The sequence below is a fragment of the Arthrobacter sp. DualSoilB13 genome (assembly GCF_055389195.1).
On the sequence record NZ_AP035865.1, the window covers coordinates 2755461 to 2776991 of the forward strand.

Annotated in this window: 18 protein-coding genes; 6 read left to right on the forward strand and 12 right to left on the reverse strand. The window is 61.5% G+C overall.

All coding sequences use genetic code 11. The annotated features are described in order from the left end of the window. Positions 1-11: 11 nt before the first annotated feature. The 5 genes from hpf to mtrA form a co-directional block, all read right to left on the reverse strand. Complete coding sequence (gene hpf, locus ACZ5J0_RS12645; protein WP_142938555.1) at positions 12-740, reverse strand: ribosome hibernation-promoting factor, HPF/YfiA family; 729 nt, start codon at positions 738-740, stop codon at positions 12-14. A 142-nt stretch (positions 741-882) separates the two neighbouring features. Then, positions 883-1890, reverse strand: coding sequence for a ComF family protein (locus ACZ5J0_RS12650; RefSeq protein WP_464093234.1), 1008 nt, complete (start codon positions 1888-1890; stop codon positions 883-885). Between the two features lie 84 nt (positions 1891-1974). After that, positions 1975-3693, reverse strand: a complete 1719-nt coding sequence (locus tag ACZ5J0_RS12655; protein ID WP_223940545.1) for an LpqB family beta-propeller domain-containing protein — start codon at positions 3691-3693, stop codon at positions 1975-1977. Next, positions 3690-5678 carry an MtrAB system histidine kinase MtrB gene (gene mtrB, locus ACZ5J0_RS12660; protein ID WP_142938552.1) on the reverse strand — a complete coding sequence of 663 codons (1989 nt, stop codon included), beginning with the start codon at positions 5676-5678 and terminating at the stop codon, positions 3690-3692. The genes ACZ5J0_RS12655 and mtrB overlap by 4 nt, the downstream gene beginning before the upstream one ends. Next, positions 5650-6324, reverse strand: coding sequence for an MtrAB system response regulator MtrA (gene mtrA, locus ACZ5J0_RS12665; protein WP_090818324.1), 675 nt, complete (start codon positions 6322-6324; stop codon positions 5650-5652). The genes mtrB and mtrA overlap by 29 nt, the downstream gene beginning before the upstream one ends. Before the next feature lie 223 nt (positions 6325-6547). Between mtrA and ACZ5J0_RS12670 the strand changes: the two genes are divergently transcribed. The 6 genes from ACZ5J0_RS12670 to ACZ5J0_RS12695 are packed head-to-tail and all read left to right on the forward strand — an operon-like array spanning position 6548 to position 12936. Further along, a complete protein-coding gene (locus ACZ5J0_RS12670; protein ID WP_250819709.1) occupies positions 6548-7897 on the forward strand; it encodes a DUF7847 domain-containing protein in 1350 nt (449 codons plus the stop codon). Beyond that, positions 7894-8583, forward strand: a complete 690-nt coding sequence (locus ACZ5J0_RS12675) for a DUF4129 domain-containing protein (protein ID WP_142938550.1) — start codon at positions 7894-7896, stop codon at positions 8581-8583. Before ACZ5J0_RS12670 ends, ACZ5J0_RS12675 begins: the two co-directional genes overlap by 4 nt. Next, entirely contained in the window at positions 8580-9773 is a 1194-nt protein-coding gene (locus ACZ5J0_RS12680) for a DUF4350 domain-containing protein (protein WP_223940547.1), read from the forward strand. The genes ACZ5J0_RS12675 and ACZ5J0_RS12680 overlap by 4 nt, the downstream gene beginning before the upstream one ends. After that, the gene (locus ACZ5J0_RS12685; protein ID WP_223940548.1) at positions 9770-10843 is read left to right on the forward strand and encodes an AAA family ATPase; all 1074 of its coding nucleotides are present in this window, start codon (positions 9770-9772) and stop codon (positions 10841-10843) included. Before ACZ5J0_RS12680 ends, ACZ5J0_RS12685 begins: the two co-directional genes overlap by 4 nt. A 32-nt stretch (positions 10844-10875) precedes the next feature. Continuing rightward, entirely contained in the window at positions 10876-12168 is a 1293-nt protein-coding gene (locus tag ACZ5J0_RS12690) for a DUF58 domain-containing protein (protein WP_142938548.1), read from the forward strand. Between the two features lie 54 nt (positions 12169-12222). Beyond that, entirely contained in the window at positions 12223-12936 is a 714-nt protein-coding gene (locus ACZ5J0_RS12695) for a DUF4166 domain-containing protein (RefSeq protein WP_142938547.1), read from the forward strand. An 11-nt stretch (positions 12937-12947) separates the two neighbouring features. On the opposite strand, the gene ACZ5J0_RS12700 is transcribed toward ACZ5J0_RS12695, so the two are convergent. From ACZ5J0_RS12700 to mnmA, 7 genes are all read right to left on the reverse strand, one after another. Then, positions 12948-13982 carry a uroporphyrinogen decarboxylase/cobalamine-independent methonine synthase family protein gene (locus tag ACZ5J0_RS12700; protein WP_464093235.1) on the reverse strand — a complete coding sequence of 345 codons (1035 nt, stop codon included), beginning with the start codon at positions 13980-13982 and terminating at the stop codon, positions 12948-12950. A 3-nt stretch (positions 13983-13985) separates the two neighbouring features. Next, positions 13986-14375, reverse strand: coding sequence for a chorismate mutase (locus tag ACZ5J0_RS12705; protein ID WP_142938545.1), 390 nt, complete (start codon positions 14373-14375; stop codon positions 13986-13988). Positions 14376-14497: 122 nt separating this feature from the next. Beyond that, positions 14498-16204, reverse strand: coding sequence for an ABC transporter ATP-binding protein (locus tag ACZ5J0_RS12710; RefSeq protein ID WP_464093236.1), 1707 nt, complete (start codon positions 16202-16204; stop codon positions 14498-14500). After that, positions 16201-17214, reverse strand: a complete 1014-nt coding sequence (locus tag ACZ5J0_RS12715; RefSeq protein ID WP_464093237.1) for an ABC transporter permease — start codon at positions 17212-17214, stop codon at positions 16201-16203. The genes ACZ5J0_RS12710 and ACZ5J0_RS12715 overlap by 4 nt, the downstream gene beginning before the upstream one ends. A gap of 2 nt (positions 17215-17216) precedes the next feature. Further along, complete coding sequence (locus ACZ5J0_RS12720) at positions 17217-18308, reverse strand: ABC transporter permease (RefSeq protein ID WP_464093238.1); 1092 nt, start codon at positions 18306-18308, stop codon at positions 17217-17219. A gap of 129 nt (positions 18309-18437) precedes the next feature. Further along, entirely contained in the window at positions 18438-20066 is a 1629-nt protein-coding gene (locus ACZ5J0_RS12725; RefSeq protein ID WP_464093239.1) for an ABC transporter substrate-binding protein, read from the reverse strand. Between the two features lie 168 nt (positions 20067-20234). After that, complete coding sequence (gene mnmA, locus ACZ5J0_RS12730; RefSeq protein WP_238703393.1) at positions 20235-21356, reverse strand: tRNA 2-thiouridine(34) synthase MnmA; 1122 nt, start codon at positions 21354-21356, stop codon at positions 20235-20237. Positions 21357-21531 lie beyond the last annotated feature (175 nt).

Here is a 21531-nt window from a genome sequence, read left to right on the forward strand (position 1 = left end):
AAGATGAGGCTTTACTTGGCTGTGGCGGCCTGATCATCGGAGCGGTAGGCGTGGATCTTCTCTTCCACGGCTTCCTCGCCGGGCTCGCAGTTGGAGTCGAGGGTGATCACGCCATAGGTCCAGCCACTGCGCCGATACACAACCGACGGCGCGTTCGTTTCCTTGTCCAGGAACAAGTAGAAGTTGTGTCCAACAAGCTCCATGTTGTCCACAGCATCATCGAGGGTCAGCGATGCTGCGGGAAATACTTTCCGGCGGATCAGGACAGGTGAGTCGCCTGCCGGAATGTCGTTCTCGATGTCGTAAGGAGACCGCTCATCTACCGCCGGTGCGGACTCATGATGATTGCTTGCCTCGACGTAAAGCGGCTCACTCGTACTGGCTGGTTCAAGTGTGGCCGTGGCTTCGCGCACAGCCTTGGGTGTGTGGCGGCCGTGGTGCACCTTCTTACGGTCCTTCGCACGACGAAGCCGCTCAAGCAGCTTGTTGTACGCCAGGTCGAAGGCAGCGAACTTGTCGGCGGCTGTGGCCTCGGCACGGATAACGGGGCCCCGGCCCAGGACGGTGACTTCTACGGTGAGCTCGCCAGGCGTCTGCCTGGGGTTGGTTTCCTTGGAAACCTTTGCGTCAACCCGCTGGACCTTATCCCCCAGCGATTCAATCTTTGAGATTTTTTCGCCGGCATATTCGCGAAAGCGGTCAGAAACTGTCAGATTTCGTCCGCTGATCATGAACTCCATGGTGCCCTCCAATAACTCAGGTGACACGACAACGGCGCTGTTGGGGGCTTGTCTGACGGACAGTCGAGCCCCTTTCCGAGCCGCTATCGACAGGTACATCTTTTCTTGGTACCCACAACCGACGTTAGTTCATCGCCACCGGTTATTCATCCTTTAGCCACTTATTTTTTGATTGAGTCTTAAGGACCGAACCGGGGTGGTCCATGGCCGCTGCGGAAGCGTAGGCTGGTGGCCTCGTGGCTGCGAGTACAACTGCGCCTGATACCAGGCCACCGGCAGCCGTGACCGCCCTTGCCGCCTCAGCGAGTGTGGCACCAGTGGTCAGGACATCGTCAACAAGTATGCATTTGCGGCCTTTGAGCTTGTCCGCTTGTCCCCGCCGTACTCTCATGGATCCTCGGACCCGGCGGGCGCGCTCACCTCTTCCAAGCCCCTTTTGACCTCCGCCTCCATATCGAACGGAAGCACGTCCCAGAACTTCGTCACCAAGCCGGGCCGCTCTCTGCCGGACAGCGTCGGGGCCCGCCACAAATATCCTCCACTCCCCCGACTTCTCCAGAACGTCAAGAATGGGGCAATGGAGCAGCATTCGGCGGATTCGGAGGAAAAAGAGCAGAAGGTGTACCGGGCTGAATCCTCGCCTCCGGAACGCCTTACCGCTACTGGGAACGGGCACAAGGCAGTAGCCGGAGCGGCCGCCGATGGCAGCATCCACGGCTTTGCCCAAGCAGGGAGCCAGAACAGAGGCAAGGCGCCATTGGCCGTGGCTCTTGAACGAGAGGAGGCACCGGGCGAGCTCATCCCGATACGGCCCCGCCGCCACCACCCCGATCTTCGCTGTTCCATTGATGTCAATCAAAGCGGGTGACTCAAGTTCGGCCCGAAATGGGTGCCGGCACAGCTGACGGATTCTTCTTGCGCAACTGCTGCAAAGCACCGCATCTTCCATCTCACAGCAGACGCAGTCCACAGGAATGAGCACTGCCAGCAGGTCAACCACAGTGCCATGCAGGGCGGCGATGATCCGGCCCGTTCTTCCTCGAAAAGGGCCACGACGCCGCGCCCCGGCAGGTTCAGGAAAACCGAGGTCGGGATCGATACGGCGGCGGAGCCGGTTACGGAACCATGGACCAAGGGAGGAGAACGTCATTCTGGCAGTTTGAACGTGATGTTCGCCTTGAGGAGGGCACGAGGGGAGCTATGTGGATAAAGGAGGGAAACAGGCGCCGGGCGCTCACCCCGGGAAGGCTGGTTCGGTAGGTCCCTTGAGCTGGAGCTCCCAGCCATTTCCGACGCGTTGGAAGATCCCTGCAGCCGACTGTCCGTAAATTTGCTCGGCGCCGTTTCCGACGCTGAGGCTGGTCAATCCATCCCAAGGGGCCAACTGCTGCGGTTCACCGGATGCCAGCGACAGGAGTTCCGGAACCACTGTTGAAGTAGCCGAGCCGGACATCACCGCCACCGTGGACCCGTTGACCCAGGCGCCTTGATCGGCAGCACTACTACTGAGCAGTGTGATGGGAAGCGTGAGGTCCTTGGGAACACCGTCCGGGTTGCGGACGATGCCCGTGATCTGCACGGCGGATTTACCGTTTGCCTCGGAAATGACCAAGGCCCTGGTTCCCTCGCGAGAAACCCTGAAATCCTTGACTGTTCGTCCCGTGAGCCAGGCCGGCGTCATGGTGACACTGGGAATCGCGGCACCTGGAGCTATCCCTGTGGGTTTGTAAGCCACAACTTCGGCGGCACCGGTTGCACCGGGCCCCGCTGTCCAGACCCAATCGTTCGGACTGAAGGAGGGTCCGGTAAGAGTGCTTCTGGTGGTTAGCTGTCGCGCTGCCTGCCCTGGTTCGATGGAGTAAAGCGTCGTTTTGTCGCCGTTGAGGAAAGCAGCGGTCTGGGAGACCGGCGACTCAGCGGGCGAGTGGGGACCAAGCCCGGCAACCGACTGTATGTCCGGCAGCGGAGTGACCCTGTTGTTCTCGTAGCGCACCAGATCGCCATTGTTCACTGCGATCTGGCGGGCAGGAACACTCTTGTCCAGCACCGGGGGCAGAACTGTCCCGTTGTCTTCAACACGCACCAGGTCCTGGTCGGCACGGAGCTGAACGTTAATGACATCGGGCTGACTACGGAACGTCAGTGCCAACTGATTTTGCATCCTCTGCCGGTCCTCGGCGGAGGCGTCAAAGAGTTCCTTGGCTGAGAGGTCCACCTGAGCTGCGCCGGAAACAACCGGCACAGATTCCCGTGCGAGCTTCATCCCCGAGGGGAAGGCGCTGACCACTGCCCCTCGCAGGTAAGGGGCCGGCCCGGCAAGCAACGCGCTGGTCATGGACTTCACGGTGTTCTTCTTGATGAACCATCGATAGTCCGGCACCGCGTAGGTAAACGTCGGGTCATAGAAGTAGATGGGGTTGGCCCCGTAAATCACTTTGAACGTCTCTTCGGGGATGGCGGTGCCATCGGGCACCTTGGAAATACGCCATTCGCCCTCCACCTGCTCGAGCGTCAAGGGGATGGTTTCCTTGGTTCCGGGAGGGAACTGCGTTGCAACGCCGTCAGCATCCACTGAATAGGCAACGTCGAGCTCGTAAAGGTATTCGTTCTCCCCCGCTGCCTTGACTACCCGTTGCTCGCGAAACACCAAGGCGCGTTTGTCCGGTTTCCACGTCACCGACTGCGCCTGCGTCAGGAACTGGCGTGCCACGGGGTAGTCATCCTCATAACCGCTACCTGCCATGTAGAAATCCTCGATCACGGTTTCCGGGCTGGAACCTGCACGCGGAGCGGCAGGGAAGAAGACCGGGGCGTTGGGATTGCCGGCGCCCTCGTCCTTACTCTTGCCAACAGGCCCGGAGCGGGGAATTTGGGCGCAGGAAGCCAGCAGAATCATCAGCACGGCAAACAATGCGACCACTGCCCTGCCGCGTTGTGACCTTCCCGCACTCATGAGATCTCCCCTGTTCTGCCCTCGCCGGGACCGGGATCTCCCCCGGCGGCTTGGGGTTGCGCCGGAGTGTTGCCGGATTCCGGGGCCAGTACAAGCATCTGCCGTTCGCTTGGCGACCCGGGAAATTTAATGTCCGCAGGCTCCAACTGAAGGGGAGACTTCACAATGGTGCCGCCTTGCCGCAACGGAAGTGTCAACCGGAAGTTGGAACCGGCGCCCTTTCGCCCCCATGCCTGGAGCCAGCCGTTATGGAGCTTGGTGTCCTCGGCAGCGATGGAGAGGCCCAGTCCGCTTCCACCGGTGGTCCGGGCCCGTGCAGGATCTGCCCGCCAGAACCGGTCGAAAACCCTGGCAGCCTCAGCCTGGGTCATCCCAATACCGTGGTCCCTTACTGACACCGCTACAGCATCATGGTTGGCCGCAACGGAGATGTGGATTGGCTTTCCCTCGCCGTGTTCCAGGGCGTTGAGCAACAAGTTACGGAGAATCCGGTCGATCCTGCGCGAATCCATCTCCACGATGATGCTCTTCTGGCGGGCGTTCAGTCGCACTTCGGAGCCGTACTCCGCAGCAACCGGTGCCGCACCCTCCATGACGTGCGAGATCACTTGGAAGATGTCCTGCGGTTCTGCATCAAGGACGGCGGCTCCAGCGTCAAACCGCGAAATCTCCAGCAGATCCGACAGCAAGGACTGAAAGCGCTCAACCTGGTGGTAGAGCAACTCTGCCGACCTCTTGTTCATGGGATCAAAATCTTCGCGGGCATCGAACAGAACCTCGGCCGCCATGCGCACGGTGGTCAGTGGGGTACGCAGTTCATGGGATACATCGGACACAAAGCGCTGTTGCATCTGCGACAGGGTGGCCAATTGGGTGATCTGTTCCTGGAGGCTTGCGGCCATGTGATTGAAGGACGCGCCCAATCTCGCGACCTCGTCTTCCCCCTTGACCACCATGCGTTCCTGCAACTGGCCGGCAGCAAGCTTTTCCGACACCACGGCAGCATGGCTTACCGGGCTGACGACGTTACGGGTCACGTACCAGGCGATGGCACCAATCATGAGGACAAGTGCCGCACCACCCGCCCACAGGACGTTCTGGATCTCGTCCAGTGTCTGTTGGGCTGTGTTGAGGTCGTAGATCAGATATAGCTCGTAGGCTGTTCCGTTGAATGTGACAAGGTTCCCCACGGCAATACCGGGTCTGTCCTCGTTTCCCACCGGGAACTGTGTGGAGGCCCAAAATTGCTGCTTGCCACCGCTTTGCACGGCCTTGCGCAGCTCGGGGGGAATGACGCGGACCGTTAGTTGGTCCGAAGCACGTGACTCGACCCACCGGTTACGGGGTTTTGTTTGTTCCGGGGCGGCTTCAAAAACGTATCTACGCTGTATAACCGAGCCGCGGCCTTCCACGGCAGTCAACGTGTCATAGACCAGGGTGATCACGCTTGACTGGTCGGTGACCTGCGCGCCGTCGAACGTGTCCTGTACTTGTTTGACGTTGAACCGTGACTCGGATTCCGCCTGGGCCAGCCGTTCCTGGAACAGGTTGTTGGCGATTTGGTTGGACAGGTATGCGCCCACAATGGCGAATGACGTCACTGCCAGAAGCAATGTGGTGAGGACCGTGCGGAACTCCAAGGACCGGCGCCAACGCCGCAACAGTGAACGCCAGACGAAGCGCAGTCCTGGCCTGATTTGCCTCATGCCAAGAGACACAAGGCGCGTAATCCGAAGGACGAGAATCAGGCCGCGGCGTGTCCAGATCCGTGCCCGGGACAGGAGCCAGGAAAGACTCTTGGTGTTCCTGGCGGGCCGCTCGTGGGTGGCGCCCACTGGCTCAGGGGAAGTTTCCGGGGACTCTGACTGTGCCGGGGTCACATGCTCGACTCCGGCCGCGCCGGGATCCTTGGCCCCCGGGTTCTCGCCCTCCGCGCCGGTCTTTCCGACCGGCGACTCAGGAACCTGCTTTATATCCGACACCACGCACCGTCAAAACGACCTCGGGCGCTTCGGGATCACGTTCAATCTTGGAGCGCAGCCGTTGGACGTGGACATTGACCAGCCGCGTGTCGGCGGCGTGGCGGTATCCCCACACCTGCTCAAGCAGAAGTTCACGTGTAAACACCTGCCACGGCTTGCGGGCCAACGCAACCAGGAGATCAAATTCAAGGGGAGTCAGCGAGATCCGCTCTCCGCCCCGGGTCACCAAGTGACCTGCAACGTCAATAGTGACATCGGCAATGCGCAGGGTTTCGGGGGCCTTCTGGTCCCCGGGCCGCAACCGCGCACGAACCCGCGCTACAAGCTCAGCGGGCTTGAAGGGCTTGGGCACGTAGTCATCGGCGCCGGATTCAAGGCCACGAACCACATCCGAAGTATCAGATTTTGCGGTGAGCATGACGATGGGAACGTCCGACTCGCCGCGGATTTGGCGGCATACCTCGATCCCGTCCGAGCCCGGGAGCATCAGGTCCAGGAGCACCAGGTCCGGCTTCGAGGAGCGGAAGATCTCCAAGGCCTGGCCGCCGTCTGCGCAGAACACCGGCTCGAAGCCATCATTGCGCAGGACGATGCCAATCATCTCTGCGAGTGCTTCGTCGTCGTCAACTACCAGAATGCGTGCCTTCATAGTTATATATTCCCTTATCGCCAAGTCTTTGTCCCGTTGGGCGCAGCGCACGGCATGGCGCCCCCGGGGCACTTCCACCGTACTGCACTGTTATTCACCACGCTCCGTGATGGCCGCGCGGGCGGCAGGCTATGAGGGACGACGGCGGGACTATAGGCTGGGTGCGAAGGTCCGTGTGGGGGACGTCGGGAGTCGGCGGGCCGGATCTTATGGGGAGGAAATCGTGTCACAGCCAGAGCACGGCCAGAATCCACCGCCGGGTGGTCAGCCCGCGTGGGGTAACCAACCACAAGGCGGCAATCAGCCACCGTGGGGCGGCCAACCACAAAACGGCAATCAGCCACCGTGGGGCAGCCAACCACAAGGCGGCAATCAGCCGCAGTGGGGCGGCCAACCACAGTGGGGCGGCCCCCAGGCTTGGGCTGCGCCGCAGGCTGGCGGGCAATATCGTCCAGGTCAACCTCCTGGCGGCTGGCCTCCAGGTCCACCCTACGGGCAACCCTTTTATGTCGCGCCTCCCAAGCCCGGAATCATCCCCCTGCGTCCGCTGCAATTCGGCGAGATCCTTGATGGCTCGTTCCAGACGATCCGCCGCAATGCCGCTTCCATGTTTGGCTCCGCGCTGATCGTGCAAGTCCTCGGGGCAGTCCTGATCGGCATTGTCACGGTGGGCATGGTCCAGTTGTCCACGACCTTTGAATCCGTCAGTTCGGAAGCGGAGTTTGCCGACGCGATGGGTCCGTTCTTCGCGTTCATGGCCGGCACCCTAGGGGTTTCGGTGCTGATTGGGTTCCTGGGATCCGTCCTCCAAGGTGTCCTGGTGGTGCCCGTCTCCCGTTCGGTGCTCAACCGGCGGACAGGATTCAAGCAGATGTGGAAACTGGCGGGCCCCCGGATAATTCCTCTGCTGGGCGTTGCTGCGCTGCTGACGCTGGGCGGCCTTCTCGCCGTTGCCGCGGTGATCGGGATTGCGATCTTGCTGTTCACCGCCATGGGACCTGCCGCGCTGCTGATCGTCCTGCCTCTGGGGCTGGGTGCAGTGGTGGCCTTTGTGTGGATCGGCCTGAAGTTGATGCTGGCCCCTGCAGTGATAGTGGTGGAGCGGACCGGAGTTTACGACGGACTTCTCAGGTCGTGGAAGTTGACCAGGAACAACTGGTGGCGCATTTTCGGCATCACGCTGGTGGTAGCCATCATGGTGGGAATCATCGCCCAAATTGTCCAAATTCCCGTGTCCTTGGTCTCCGCCGCCATCGGTGGAGTAGTGGCCCCCCACCCCGACGCGGAGTCGATGACCTCCACGCTGGTTCTGACGACCGTGATTTCCACGGCGATCGGGGCACTGGTGGGGTCTGTAACGTTCGCCTTTCAAGCGTCCGTTTCCAGCCTGATCTATATGGACCTACGCATGCGGCGGGACGGTCTGGATGTTGAATTGATGCGGCTGATGGAAACGGGTTCCGATCCTGAAGGGATCCCCGGCGGACCATCCAATGCGCCCGCTAACACCGCCTGGCCACCGAGCGAGGGACAGTTTCCGTCCGCTCCCCCAGGGCAGCAACCTCAGGCATGAGGGCAGCCGCGATCGATGTATTTTCGTCATGGGCATTGATGGAACCGCCTGTGATCCCGGACCGGGACGAAGCGCGACGCTGGGCCGTTGAGGAGCTATCTAACCCCCGGTACCCGGACGCGACGCCCGGCTGGCTTGAACAGATGTGGCGGGATTTCATGGATTGGCTTTCATCCTTGGATGGTGGATCCGGTGCCGGGCCCAACATCGCTGTTCCGTTGATGGTGGTTCTGGCTTTGGTGCTCATCATCGCCGCCATCTTCTTCGTGAGGCCGAGGTTGAACGCCCGGAGGGCTAAAGAGGCGGAAGACCTCTATGGAAACGACCGCACAGTCGACGCAGAGGGCTACCGTGCACGGGCGGCGACAGCAGCCGACGGCGGCAACTGGCCGGCCGCCGTCGTCGATCAGTTCCGTGCTCTTGTCCGCTCCGCGGAAGAACGGGACATCATTGATGCTCGAGCCGGCAGGACCGCAGACGAAGCCGCCGCTCAATTGGGCGGGGTTTTTGGTGCGGCACAAGCCAAGCTGATCGCCGCTGCCGGTGTTTTCGATGCCGTGCGGTATGGCGACCACCCGGCAACACGCGCGGACTACGAGTCAGTCCGCCAGCTGGATGCTGAACTTCTTGCGCTGAAGCCTGACTTCGCAGGACAGGCCAACGCTGGATTCGCGGTTCCCCGATGACCACGAACGAACATGTGGGCCAGGAGGAAATCACTACCCCAGGTTTCCCGGCCGGCGGGAGGTTCAAAGCCTGGTTCCAAAAACACCTCGTGTGGATTGCCTTGGGGGCCTTGCTTGCTGGTTTGGTAATTTTCCTGGCTATTGACAGCGTTGCAGGCGCCACCGACTCCCGGCGCTTGTCAGCGCGGAACCCGGCACCGGACGGCGGAATGGCGGTAGCCGAGATCCTGGGGCGCCACGGCGTGTCCGTCACTCCGACCGAGACGTTCGAGGACACGTTGGAGGCGCTATCAAACAAAGATGACGCCACGGTATTCCTCTTTGACGCACAGGGCTTCCTTGACCGGTCCCAGCTTGAGGAGATCACAGCCGCAGCAGACCGTGTAGTGGTGGTGACTCCACGACTCAGGACGCTCAATGGCCTGGCTGAAGGTATCCGCCCTGGCGGCGTGGTTCCGGAAGCGATACAGGTCATTGAACCGGGTTGCGAGCAGGACGATGCCTTGGCAGCGGGCCGCGTATCGGCGCAAGGATCCGTCTTTTCAGGACCCGTAGTTTGCTACGCCCCGCGTGGGAGCGGACCCGGGTTGTACGCGGAATCAGCCGATGGCAGGGTCATTGTTTTGGGCAGCAGGGAGCTCTTGGACAATCAACACGTTGCACTGGAGGGAAATGCGGCCCTCGCCCTCCGAACGCTGGGCAACAACGCGAACCTCGTGTGGTACCTCCCCGGGGTCGGAGATATCCCGGCGTCAAATTCAAGCCCCACGCTCAACGAGCTCGCGCCGCGATGGCTTGCCTTCGCGGGCCCCTGGCTGGGCTTCGTAGCCCTGCTGGCCATCGTATGGCGGGGCCGACGCATGGGCCCTTTGGTTTTCGAGCCACTGCCCGTGGTGGTCAAGGCCGCCGAAACAGCAGAAGGGCGTGCTCGCCTGTACCAGGACTCACGCGCCGTGGAGCGGGCCGCCCGGAATTTGAGGGCCGGAACCCTGTCACGGCTGGCCCGGCACTTCAACCTTGGAGCCGACGCCACCACCGAAGCAATTCTGGATACAACAGCCCGCCATGTGAAGCTGCCGGCCACGGAAGTGCGGTCCGTCCTGATCGACTTCATGCCCGAAAGTGAAGGACAGCTGGTGCAGTGGGCACAACAGATTGAACGAATCGAACAGGAAGCGATCGCCAGATGAGCAGCCACACGGACAGCAACAGCCACTACGCGGAGACGACGTCCCAGCAGGAAGCCCTGCAGAACGAGGCGTCGCAGCACGAGGCGCCACCTTCAGAAAACGGGCAGAGGCACCCCCTTGAGGATCCGGCACGGCAGTCGTTGCTCAATGTCAGAGCCGAAGTGGGCAAAGCTGTAGTCGGTCAGGACTCCACGGTTACCGGCATGCTGATCGCCCTGCTATGTGACGGACATGTCCTCCTCGAGGGTGTTCCCGGCGTGGCCAAGACCCTTTTGGTCAGGGCTTTGTCCACCGCTCTGAGCTTGGACACCAAGCGTGTTCAGTTCACTCCGGACCTCATGCCCGGTGACGTCACGGGCTCTTTGGTCTATGACTCCCACACGTCCGAGTTCACTTTCCGTGAAGGCCCGGTGTTCACCAACATCATGCTGGCCGACGAGATCAACCGAACCCCGCCGAAGACCCAGGCTTCACTCCTGGAGGCAATGGAAGAGCGCCAGGTTTCCGTGGACGGCGTATCGCGTCCACTGCCAAGTCCGTTCATTGTTGCGGCCACCCAGAACCCTGTGGAGTACGAGGGAACCTATCCCCTGCCGGAGGCGCAGCTGGACCGTTTCCTCCTCAAGTTGACCATGCCGCTGCCCGGCCGGGCTGAGGAGATTGAAGTCATCCGCCGCCATGCCAGCGGGTTTGATCCCCGCAACCTTTCCGCAGCCGGCGTGCGCCCGGTGGCTGGCGCCGTCGAGCTTTCCAACGCCCAAGCAGCCGTTGCGCACGTGGCTGTGGCTCCGGAGATCCTCGCGTACATCGTTGACGTTGTTCGCGCCACAAGGTCTGCGCCCTCATTCCAACTCGGCGTTTCGCCGCGCGGGGCAACCGCGCTGCTCAAAACCTCAAAAGCGTGGGCGTGGTTGTCCGGCAGGTCCTTCGTCACCCCGGACGACGTCAAAGCGTTGTCCTTGCCGTGCCTGAGGCACAGGGTAGGTCTGCGGCCGGAAGCCCAGATGGACGGCATTGTGGTGGACGATGTCTTGGGCAGTATTCTCGCCTCCGTCCCGGTACCGCGATGATCGCCGGGGCGACGTTGGCCGAGGGGGCTTGAGTGGCCATAACGGGTCGTTTTGTGTTGCTTTCTCTGCTGGGTCTGGTGCCGTTGGTGGCTTTTCCCGCGTGGAGCACTGTCCTGTTGGTTGGCGCGGGGCTGGTTCTTGTGCTGGTGTTGGATCTGGTGCTGGCGGCGTCGCCCGCTCAGCTTGCCCTGGAACGCGTCCTCCCTGGAAACGTGACGCTCGAGGGCAAAGCTGACTCTGTAGTGACCATCACCAACCCCACCCGGCGCACATTGCGGGCGGAAGTCAGAGATACCTGGCAGCCCTCAGCGGGGGCCGTGAACTCTGCGCAATCCCTTGTGGTCCCGGCTGGTGAGCGCCGGCGCATGACAGTGACCTTGGTCCCTCGGCGACGCGGCGACCTTACAAGCCCCCATGTGACCATCCGCTCCATGGGTCCCCTGGGAATGGCGGCGAGGCAGCGCACACGCGTCCTGCCTGGCCAGTTGCGGGTCCTCCCGCCGTTCCACTCGAAACGTCATCTCCCATCCAAACTCCGGAAGCTCCGGGAACTGGACGGCAGGGCCGCCGTGCAGATCCGCGGGGCAGGTACCGAATTCGACTCGTTGCGTGACTACGTCCGCGGTGACGACGTCCGGTCCATCGACTGGCGCGCTACCGCACGCCGCACATCGGTGGTGGTGCGGACGTGGCGCCCCGAGCGCGACAGGCGCGTGGTGATTGTTCTTGATACTTCCCGTACGGCGGCAGCAAGAATCGAAGATGAACCGCGGCTCGATACTGGAATTGAGGCCGCTCTGCTGCTCGCCGTGCTGGCCGAGCGCGGAGGCGACCGTGTGGATTTCCTCGCCTACGACCGGAGGCTCCGCGCACGGGTTGAGTCGGCGTCGAAAGGAAATTTGCTGGGTCAGCTCGTTCAAGCCATGGCTCCCTTGGAGGCTGAACTGATCGAGCTCGATTGGCAGCAGGTTCCTGCTCAAGTGCGTGCCGTCTCGGCGCATCGCTCCATGGTGGTGCTGTTGACGGCGCTTGACGGCGGCGCCCCGGAAGAGGGCCTCCTGCCTACCGTTGCCCAACTGGCACGCCAGCACGTTGTGGTGGTGGCATCCGTCCGGGATCCCTTGCTTTCTGCCATGAAGAAAGAGAGGACTACGGCGAGTCAGGTTTTCCGGGCAGCGGCTGCCGAACGCGCGCTCTTGGAACGCTCAGCGGTGATGGCTCAGCTCCGGCAGCTTGGAGCCGAGGTGGTGGATGCCGAACCCCACGATGTTCCTCCACTGCTCGCTGATACGTATATTCGCCTCAAAGCAGCCGGCCGGCTCTAAAGCAAAGCTCCAGCCTAAGTACGGCTCCGATGTTGTGTTCAAGGAAGGACTGCCATGAATAGCCCCATCTACCAGCTGGCGCTGGGCGAGGATTTCGCCCGGCTCACCCCGGAACTCCAAAAGTATTTCTCGTTGGCGGCCGGATCGGGTTTCTATGGAATAGGCGAAGGCGTCTTTGATGTGGTGGGGTGCCGGCAGAAATGGTTGCGGCCGCTCCTCGCATTGACAGGAGGCGAGGAAGCCTTCTTTCCAGAGTACGGCGAGGGAATTCCGTTCCGGATCGAAAACCACGCCCATGTGGATCCTTTCGGACGCCCGGCACTAACAGCGCGCCGGGAGATCTACTTCCCGTCCGGAACACGGCTCTTCCACGATACGACCAGCGCCATCCTGCCTGGCCATGGGGATCGAAACGCCCGCTTGGTGGACCATGTAGGCCGTTACCGCCGACTGGTCACGGACCTGGATGTCAGCGTCACCTCCCAAGGCCGCCTCCGTGGTGTGTCCCAGGCGAGCAGGCTCTTCCTGGGCCCCCTGCGCATTCCGCTGCCGGCAGCCCTCGACGCACGAGCGTATGCCGAACAATGGTGGGACAACGACGAGGGCAAGCACCGCATTCAGGTCAAGGTCATCCAGCCACAGATCGGTCTGGTTCTTGTCTATGCAGGACGCTTCGACTACCGCCTGGCACCGTACTTGCCAGGAATGGCCCCCGGTAACTCCCTCCCCCGCTATGCCGAACCAGACCGCTGGGAAAAGAGAATCTGACTTCCCTGAGGTCAGCCCTGAGCCAGCTGGTCCAGTCCGTCAGCCACTTGTGTCAGTTTCGTCAGAACGTCTTTGGCCGTTGAAGGAGTGAAGTCTGCCAGTCCAGTGGAGGGTGTGACGCGCAGTCCCGCCAAGCCGGATGCAGGAAGGCCCAGCTGGCGCCACGGTTTCCAGATGCTTTCAACTACCTCGGCCGTACGCGGTAGTTGCGCCCGGGGATCGCTGGTGGAAAGCGCCCCTGCCCACACACGCTTACCGTCCTCCACGGCTGCGGCCAGCTGTTCCCACTGGCGTGACGTCAGGGCCTTCAGGGGAACTGCGACGCCATCAGCACCGGCGGCGAGTACCCTGTCGATGGGCGCTTCAATTTCCGGTATGGAGACCACTGTCTCCATGACGCCAGCAGATTTCAGGGCGTCGATCACCAGCTTCCAGGCACCTGTGACTTCCTCACCGGAGATGGACCTCAACGTGCGGTAGCCACTGGCTGTTGGAATGGTCCCTGCCATGACGGAGGCAATGTCCGGTTCGTCTATCTGGACCACCAACCGGGCGCCCGGGACACCGGCGGCAATGCGGCTGAGGTGCTCTCCCACGCCTGCGGCCAAGGATTCAGCAATGTCCCTCCGAGCGCCGTAGTCCAAGAGTGCCCGTTCGCCACTGTGCAGGTGAAGATTGGCCGCGAGACTCATGGGTCCCAGCACCTGGATCTTGAACTCCGTTGCTGAAACATCCTCGGCGCCGGCGACGTCGGCCAAAATGTTGATGTCGGTCAATAGTGCCGAGCTGGCGCGACGGGCATCTTTACCGGGCCTGTCCACCAAACGCCAGCCGTGGGGTTGGACGTCGAGTGGGAGGTCAATCAGCAGGGAACCTGTCCGCCCAACGGCGTCCGATCCCACCCCTCGCTCCGGCAGTTCGGGCAGGAACGGAAGATGGGGGTCTCCCAACTCGCCCCTGATGATCCGGTTGGCTTCCGCGGGATCGGTGCCGGGCCACGGCCCTAGTGCGGTGGCGCTGGCGCGTACGCTTTCCACTTCTGTCACGGGTTAGGCCTGCTGGCTGGAGATCTGGTGATCCTCGGCGATGGCCTCGTGATGGCGGATCACTTCACTGATGATGAAGTTGAGGAATTTCTCTGCGAAGGCTGGATCGAGGTGCGCATCCTCGGCGAGCCTGCGCAAGCGGGCGATCTGGGCGGATTCGCGGCCCGGATCTCCGGCGGGAAGCTTGTGTGTGGCCTTCAGGATGCCAACTTTTTGGGTGGCCTTGAAGCGTTCAGCGAGCAGGAAAACAAGTGTTGCGTCAATGTTGTCGATGCTGGACCGGATGGACAGCAGCTCATCCATGACGGCACGGTCCACGTGGCCGGCCAAGGAGCTCGCTGCCGGGTTGAAGGAATCGGCGTCATGGGGAAGGGCGTTGTTCTGCTCGGTCATGCACCCCAGTCTATGGTGTGAGGTTGTACCGCCGTGGGTGTTACCTGACGTGATGGCGAAGGCACGCCCTCCGCAGATGAGGGGGCGTGCCTTCGCTTCTTACCAACGTCCTTTCGAACGGTTTAGCCACCCAGCAGCGATCGGTGGGCATCCCGCCGTCGTGCTTGTTCATCCGGGTCCGGTACCGGCAGGGACGCGATGAGCCGCTTGGTGTAGTCGTGTTGCGGTGAGCCCATCACTTGGTTGCCGATCCCCTGCTCCACCAGCCGGCCCTTATACAACACGCCAACCCAGTGGGACAGCATGTCCACCACTGCGAGGTCGTGGCTGATGAAGAGAGCCGCGAAACCGTACTGCGCTTGGATGTCTTTGAACAGGTCCAGGACTTTGGCCTGCACCGAGACGTCAAGGGCGGATGTGGGTTCGTCGGCGATCAACAGGCGCGGATTAAGCGCCAGGGATCTCGCCAGGGATGCGCGCTGCCGCTGCCCGCCCGAGAGCTCGTGCGGGTAGCGTTCGGCGTACGACGCCGGCAACTGGACTGATTCGAGCAGCTCACCTACCTTTTTCCTCGCCTCAGCGGCGCCCGGCCGGGTGTGGATCAGCAGCGGTTCGGCGACGCATTCGCCAATGGTGAGGTGCGGGTTGAAGGACGCCGCCGGATCCTGGAACACGAAGCCGATTTCCTTGCGGAGGGGTCGGAAGGAACGCTCCTTGAAGTCCAACATCTCGTACCCAAGGACCTTCAGGCTTCCCCCTGTGGTCCGGGTCAGGCCGGCTATCGCTCGTCCAATGGTTGACTTTCCGGAACCGGATTCACCCACCAACCCGAAGACCTCGTTTTCGGACACCGTAAAGCTGACATCGTTCACGGCCTTGAATCCGTGCCTGCCGAAACGGCCGGGGTATTCGATGGTGAGGTTCTTTGCCTCCACCAGGATTTTGCCATCTTGGTGGAGCCGGCCTCGGGCACCCTCGGAGGCGGAGTTCCGTCCGAGGTGCGGCACAGCGGCCAGCAGTTTCCTGGTGTACTCCTGCCGGGGTTCAGCAAACAGGACCTTGGCCGGGGCCTCCTCCACAACGTCGCCCTGGTACATCACCACTACACGGTCGGCCAGATCTGCCACGACGCCCATGTTATGGGTAATGAGCACGATCGAGGTGCCGTAATTGTCCCTCAAATCGCGCAGGAGCTGGAGGATTTCGGCCTGGACTGTCACATCCAGGGCCGTGGTGGGCTCATCGGCCACGATCAGTCCGGGATTGAGTGCCAACGCCGCGGCTATGACCACGCGTTGTTTCTGTCCGCCGGAGAACTGGTGAGGATAGTAGTTGACCCGCGTTTCGGGGTCCGGGATGCCAACCTTGCGAAGTGCCTCGGTTGCCCGTTCCTTGGCTTCCTTGGCGGAGATGCGCCGTCCGTCAGTGGAATGCGCCCTGATGCCTTCGGCAATCTGCCAGCCCACGGTGAAGACCGGGTTGAGGGCTGTGGAGGGCTCCTGGAACACCATGGCCACATCGCGGCCGCGGATTGTGCGGAGGGTGGATTTGCTGACGCTGATGACGTTGTTGCCGTTGATCACCACGGCGCCTGAGCTGATGGCTGTTTCCGGAAGCAGGCCGAGGATGGTCTTGGCCGTCACGGTTTTACCGGAACCCGATTCGCCCACAATGGCAACTACTTCTCCGGCTCCAACGTTCAGGCTTACGTCTTTGACGGCATGAACGTCGCCGCCGTCAGTGGCGAAGGTGACTTGGAGCCGATCAATGGTAAGTACCGGCTGTTCCGTGCCTGTCCCGTCTGAGAGGTTTCCAAGGTTGGTGGTCATGACTTTCCTGCCTCTGCCGGGTTTTCCGACGATTCCGGTCCTGCCGGTGTACCGGGTACTGGTGTTCGGCCCGCGCGTTTGCGGCCACGGATCCTGGGGTCGTTGAGGTCGTTGATGCTCTCGCCCACCAGGGTCAGCCCCAGGACGGTGAGGACGATCGCGATGCCGGGGAAGACGCCTGTCCACCAAATACCGGAGGAGGTGTCAGCCAAGGCTTTGTTGAGGTCGAAACCCCATTCGGCCGCGGACGTGGGTTCGATCCCGAAGCCAAGGAATCCCAAACCGGCCAGTGTCAGGATCGCTTCGGAGGCGTTGAGGGTGAACATGAGCGGCAAGGTTCGGGTGGCGTTCTTGAAGATGTGCCGCCCGATGATTCGCACACTGGACGCCCCGAGGACCTTGGCCGACTCCACGAAAGGCTCGGCCTTGAGCCGGATGGTCTCTGCACGGATCACCCGGAAGTACTGCGGCACAAAGACCACAGTGATGGAGAAAGCACAGGAGAAGATGCCGCCCCAGAAGCTGGACTGGCCGCGGCTGATCACAATTGAGATCACAATCGCCAGGAGCAGTGTTGGGAATGCGTAGATGGCGTCCGCAACGACGACCAAAATTCTGTCCAGCCATCCGCCGAAGTATCCGCTGAGAAGCCCCAGCACCACGCCGAGGAACAAGGACATTGCCACGGACACAATGATGACTGTCACTGCCGTTTGGGAACCCCAAATCACTCGAGACAGGACGTCGTAGCCACCAACGGTCGTTCCCAGCAGGTGTTTGCCGCCAGGGGCTTCCTGGGTGGGAAACGAGCCGGAGGCATCGCTGAGTTGGGAGTAGCCATAGGGAGCAAGGAGCGGGGCGAAGATGCTGGTGAGAAGGAAGACTCCGCTGAGGACAACACCCACCACCAGCATGCCTCGCTGGAGGCCTACGCTCTTCTTCAGGTGGCTGATCACGGGAAGCCGTGAGAACAAGGGCTGCTTGGCCCGGGTCAATTGAGGGGTGCTCATGGTCAGTACCTCACTCGGGGGTCGATGAGCGCGGCAATGATGTCCACGATGAAGTTGGTGACGGCCACGATGATGGCCAGCAGCACCACGATCCCTTGGACGGCCACGAAGTCGCGGGCATTCAAGTACTGCACCAGCTGGTAGCCAAGGCCTTTCCACTCAAAGGTGGTTTCGGTGAGGATCGCGCCGCCCAGCATCAGGGCAATTTGCAGGCCCATGACGGTAATGATGGGAATCAGCGCGGGTTTGTAGGCGTGCTTGGTCACCAGGCGGAACTCCCTGACGCCTCTGGAGCGCCCTGCCTCAATGTAGTCCTTTCCCAATGTTCCGATGACGTTGGTGCGGACCAGGCGAAGGAACACACCTGCGGTGAGTAGGCCAAGGGCGACTGCCGGAAGAACTGCGTGGGACGCTATGTCACCGAGGGCGGTGAAGTTTCCGCTTCGCAGCGCGTCGAGCCAGTAGATACCGGATGGAGCAGCCAAAGCGCTCATGGTTAGTTCCGTACGAGTGGAGGCGCGGCCTGCTACCGGGAACCATCCGAGCCATACGGAAAACGTCAGCTTGAGGAGCAGCCCTGAGAAGAAGACCGGAGTGGCGTAGCAAAGGATGGCGAAGAACCTCAGCAGGGCATCGGGAGTCTTGTCCCGGTGTTGGGCGGCAATCAGCCCGAAAGGGATACCGACTGCGAGCGCCACGATCAGCGCGTTGATGGAGAGTTCAAGGGTGGCTGCGCCGAAGGTGGTCATCACCTCAACTACAGGACGCCGGTCAGTGATGGTGGTTCCGAAGTTCCCGGTGATCAGCTGGCCAAGGTACTCGAAGTACTGAACCAGGACCGGACGGTCGTACCCGGCATCATGGATGCGTTGGGCCAGGACGTCCGGGGGAAGCCGTCCGCCTTGTGATGCGGTGATGGGATCGCCGATGACCCGCATCAGGAAGAAGACCAGTGTTACCAGGATGAAAACGGTGGGAATGATCAGGAAGAACCTGATCACGATGTATCTGCCCAGCCCTCCCCCGGCTTTGGACTTGCTCTTGGGAGCGACGATGCCGGGTTCAGCCTCGGGAACCTCAATAAGTGTTGTCATGTGCTACCTGCATTTCTTGCCCGTGGATTACGCGGGACTGTCTGATGCGTGCCGGCCACGTTGGTGGTCAGCAAAGGAGGCGGAACACCGGATCAGTGTCCCGCCTCCCTTCTCTTCACAAAGGTGCGGTTACTTGGAAATTACGCCCAGACGGAACTTGAAGGACGGATCCAGGGTCTTGTCGACTCCGTTGACGCCGCTTCCGACGACCGCCACCTGCGCACCCTGAAGCAGGGGCAGTGTGGAGATGTCCTTGGCGAGGGCGTTCTGGACTTCCTTGATGGCTGCCTCACGCTTGGTCTTGTCCGCTTCGGTGAGCTGCTTGCCGATGAGTTCGTTGACCGTGGCGTTGTTGTAGTGGTTCTTCAGGAAGCCGCCCTCGGGGAAGAACGGGGTGAGGTAGTTATCGGCATCGCTGAAGTCCGGGAACCAACCAAACTGGAACAACGGGTATTCGTCAGCACGGCTGGCCTTGCTGTAGGTGACCCATTCGGTGGACTGCAGGTTCACAGTGAAGAGCCCGGACTTTTCCAGCTGCTCCTTGACCATGGCGTACTCGTCTCCGGAGGATCCACCGTAGTGGTCCGGGTTGTACTGCAGGTTCAGGGCAACGGGTTCGTTGATGCCGGCGTCCGTCAGGACTTTCTTGGCCTTGTCCAGGCTTGGTTTGCCGCCATCGCCGTAGGCGTCCTTGAAGGATTCGTTGGCGCCGAGGAATCCGCTGGGGACGTTGGAGTACAGAGGCAGGTAGGTGCCCTTGTACACCTGGTCGGCTATTGCCTGCCGGTCCACCAGGTTGGCTATCGCCTGGCGTACGGCCAGGGCCTTGGCGGGGTCCGCCCCGGTCGCTTTGGTTCCGTACGGCATAGTGTCGAAGTTGAACGTGATGTAGCGGATTTCGCCGCCCGGACCAGTGAGGACCTTGACCTTGGAGTCCTTGCGGAGATCGTCGATGTCGGTCGCGCTGAGGCTGCGGAAGGCAACGTCAATGGCGCCCTGTTGGATTTCCAGCTTCAGGTTGGTGGGGCTGGCGTAGTACTTGATGGTGGCGGCATCGTTGGCCGGCTTGCCCAGGACACCGTTGTAGTCGGCGAAGGCTTTGAAGCTGACAAGTTCGTTTTTCTTGTAGCTGTCAATCGTGTACTGGCCGTAGAACGCGTTCGCCTTGATGATCTCGTCGTCGGAAAGGATCTTGTCGGCCGGGAAGACTTCATCGTCCACGATCGGCGCGGCGGGGCTGCTGAGGATCTGGCTGAATGTCTGGTCGTTGGCGTTCTTCAATTTGAACACCACCGTGGTGGCGTCTGGCGTGCTCACGCTGTCGATGTTGGTCAGGAGCGAGGCTGGTCCGGCGGGGTCATTGATGGCCACCTGCCGATCGAAGGAGTGCTTTACGTCCTTGGAATCCAGAGTGTGCCCGTTGGCCCATTTGAGCCCGGACTTGAGCTTCACGGTGTATTCCGACGGCGCCGTGAAAGACGACGATTCGGCGAGGTCCGGAACGGGTTCCGCGCCGCCGGGCTTGGAATTGAGCAGGAATGAGTAGACCTGGTTCATCACCATAAATGAACCGTTGTCATAGGATCCTGCGGGGTCCAAAGACGTGACTTTGTCAGTGGTGCCGTAGGCGATGGGGCCTGCGGCGGCCGGGGCGGAAGATGAGCCGCCACCGGAGGGTCCCGTGCATGCCGTCAGGGCGAGCGCGGAGATGCCCGCCAGCGCGATAGCGCCGTGCAGGGCCTTCTTGTTCAGTGCCATCTGGTGAACCTTCTGTTCGATGGATTCGGCGCGCCGCCGTCAGATATTTGTGACGGCGCGCACTCTTGATTCCACGATTCAACCAGACTTCGCAGGCCGCGAACCCCTCATTTTGTGATTTGAGACACAAAATTTACTTTCCAGTAGCTTTTGCTCTGAACGCCCGGACTATAGGACTTCCCGCTGAAGGGAACGGGCGGCATCTATGGTTGCCTGTCCCAGGACACGACTACCTTGATAAAGAACGATGGTCTGCCCCGGGGCAACGCCGCGCAACGGATCCGTCAACGTGACAACCAGCTGGGCGCGCTCAACGCCTGAATCATCAGCGACGGCTTCCACCCGGGCACGCGCCGGAACGGGATCGCCATGAGCCCTCACTTGGGCATGGCAGTCGAACTCGGCGCCGCTTGCTACCTCGGAAATGGGCAAACCGGCCCACGAAACCTTGATGCCGCGAATCTCGTCGATCGCCAGCAGGGCTTCCGGCCCCACAACCACCTTGTTTTCCTTGGGACGGATCTCCAGGACGAACCGAGGCTTGCCATCTGCCGCGGGCGTACCCAGCTTCAGGCCTCGTCGCTGCCCCACCGTGAAGGCGTTGGCACCTGGATGTTCACCAACCTTGGCACCGGTTTCGTCAACGATGTCCCCGGTGGTCATGTCAATTTTCTCGGCCAGCCAGCCGCGGGTGTCGCCGTCGGAGATAAAGCAGATGTCGTGGCTGTCGGGCTTGTTGGCCACGGACAAGCCCCGGCGTTCTGCCTCGGCACGTACCTCGGCCTTGGAAGGAGTGTCCGCCAGCGGGAACATGGAGTGCTTCAGTTGCTCGTGGGTCAGGACGCCCAGAACATAGCTCTGGTCCTTGGCCCAATCGGCGGCGCGGTGGAGTTCCCGGTTACCGTCAGCGTCTTCGATGACCTTGGCGTAGTGTCCGGTGCACACAGCATCGAAACCAAGGGCGATGGCCTTCTCCAGAAGTGCTGCGAACTTGATCCGCTCGTTGCACCGCATACACGGGTTCGGTGTCCTGCCAGCGGCGTACTCGTCAATGAAGTCCTGGACAACGTCTTCCTTGAAGCGCTCCGAGAAGTCCCACACGTAGTAGGGAATTCCAAGGACATCGCAAGCACGCCAGGCATCGCGGGAATCCTCGATGGTGCAACAACCCCGGCTTCCTGTGCGCAGGGTGCCGGGCATCCGCGACAACGCAAGGTGGACCCCGACGACGTCGTGTCCGGCCTCGACTGCCCGGGCTGCGGCCACAGCGGAGTCAACTCCGCCGCTCATTGCTGCAAGTACTCGCATGCTGGCTTTCTGTCTGTGGGAGTTGGAGCAACTGATCCGGCTGGGAACAGCCGGCGTGCCCATCTATTCTAGCCTGCCGTGCCACGCCTACCCTAAAACCCTTGACTGACCCCACCCGTGCTTCTAAAGTCAAAATAATTGGTTTTAGAATCGAGCT

Excerpts from the sequence above, each read along its gene's own strand:
- hpf (WP_142938555.1), bottom strand. The coding sequence starts at position 740 with ATGGAGTTCATGATCAGCGGACGAAATCTGACAGTTTCTGACCGCTTT.
- ACZ5J0_RS12650 (WP_464093234.1), bottom strand. The coding sequence starts at position 1,890 with ATGACGTTCTCCTCCCTTGGTCCATGGTTCCGTAACCGGCTCCGCCGC.
- ACZ5J0_RS12655 (WP_223940545.1), bottom strand. The coding sequence starts at position 3,693 with ATGAGTGCGGGAAGGTCACAACGCGGCAGGGCAGTGGTCGCATTGTTT.
- mtrA (WP_090818324.1), bottom strand. The coding sequence starts at position 6,324 with ATGAAGGCACGCATTCTGGTAGTTGACGACGACGAAGCACTCGCAGAG.
- ACZ5J0_RS12675 (WP_142938550.1), top strand. The coding sequence starts at position 7,894 with ATGAGGGCAGCCGCGATCGATGTATTTTCGTCATGGGCATTGATGGAA.
- ACZ5J0_RS12680 (WP_223940547.1), top strand. The coding sequence starts at position 8,580 with ATGACCACGAACGAACATGTGGGCCAGGAGGAAATCACTACCCCAGGT.
- ACZ5J0_RS12685 (WP_223940548.1), top strand. The coding sequence starts at position 9,770 with ATGAGCAGCCACACGGACAGCAACAGCCACTACGCGGAGACGACGTCC.
- ACZ5J0_RS12695 (WP_142938547.1), top strand. The coding sequence starts at position 12,223 with ATGAATAGCCCCATCTACCAGCTGGCGCTGGGCGAGGATTTCGCCCGG.
- ACZ5J0_RS12705 (WP_142938545.1), bottom strand. The coding sequence starts at position 14,375 with ATGACCGAGCAGAACAACGCCCTTCCCCATGACGCCGATTCCTTCAAC.
- ACZ5J0_RS12710 (WP_464093236.1), bottom strand. The coding sequence starts at position 16,204 with ATGACCACCAACCTTGGAAACCTCTCAGACGGGACAGGCACGGAACAG.
- ACZ5J0_RS12715 (WP_464093237.1), bottom strand. The coding sequence starts at position 17,214 with ATGAGCACCCCTCAATTGACCCGGGCCAAGCAGCCCTTGTTCTCACGG.
- ACZ5J0_RS12720 (WP_464093238.1), bottom strand. The coding sequence starts at position 18,308 with ATGACAACACTTATTGAGGTTCCCGAGGCTGAACCCGGCATCGTCGCT.
- ACZ5J0_RS12725 (WP_464093239.1), bottom strand. The coding sequence starts at position 20,066 with ATGGCACTGAACAAGAAGGCCCTGCACGGCGCTATCGCGCTGGCGGGC.
- mnmA (WP_238703393.1), bottom strand. The coding sequence starts at position 21,356 with ATGAGCGGCGGAGTTGACTCCGCTGTGGCCGCAGCCCGGGCAGTCGAG.